This is a genomic window from Shewanella sp. MBTL60-007 (genome assembly GCF_019654915.1).
In the GTDB taxonomy this organism is placed as follows: domain Bacteria; phylum Pseudomonadota; class Gammaproteobacteria; order Enterobacterales; family Shewanellaceae; genus Shewanella.
Window position 1 is genome coordinate 1 of the sequence record NZ_BPET01000197.1, and the last position, 486, is coordinate 486.

Below are 486 nucleotides of genomic sequence, written 5' to 3' on the forward strand. Positions count from 1 at the left end.
ACTTCGACATGTTTCCCCCTCCCTCCTTTTTCCCCCCATTCCCTTTTCTTCTCTGTCCCCCTCTTCTTTCTTGTCTGCCTTTCTTCTTCCCTCTCTCTTTTCTGTCTGGCCCTCTTCTTCTCTCTCTTCCCCCCCTCCTTCCCTCTTTTTCCCCTCTTTCTTCTCCTTCTCTTCCTCTTCCCTCTCCTTTCTTCTCTTTCTTTCTTTTCCCCTCTTTCCCCCTCTCTCTTTTTCCCTTTCTTCTTCCCTTTCCCTCCCCTTCCTCTTTCCTCCCTTCCTTCTCCCCCCTTCTTTCTCCTCCTTTCCTCTTTTTTCTTCTCCCTCCCCTTTTCTCCTCTTTTCCCTCCTTCCTCCCTTTCCCCTCTTCTTTCCTCTTTCTTTCTCTCTCCTTCTCTCCCCTTCCCTTTTCTCTCTTTCTCTTTCTTTCTCCTTTCCTTCTTTTTTCTTTTCTCTTCCTTCTTTCCTTCCTCCCCCCTCCCCTTCTCT

Annotated in this window: 1 protein-coding gene; it reads right to left on the reverse strand. The window is 48.6% G+C overall.

Annotated elements, in window-relative coordinates; translation table 11 throughout:
* Positions 1-486: hypothetical protein (locus K5Q92_RS24605; RefSeq protein WP_220771278.1), on the reverse strand; the 486-nt coding region annotated here is incomplete at both ends.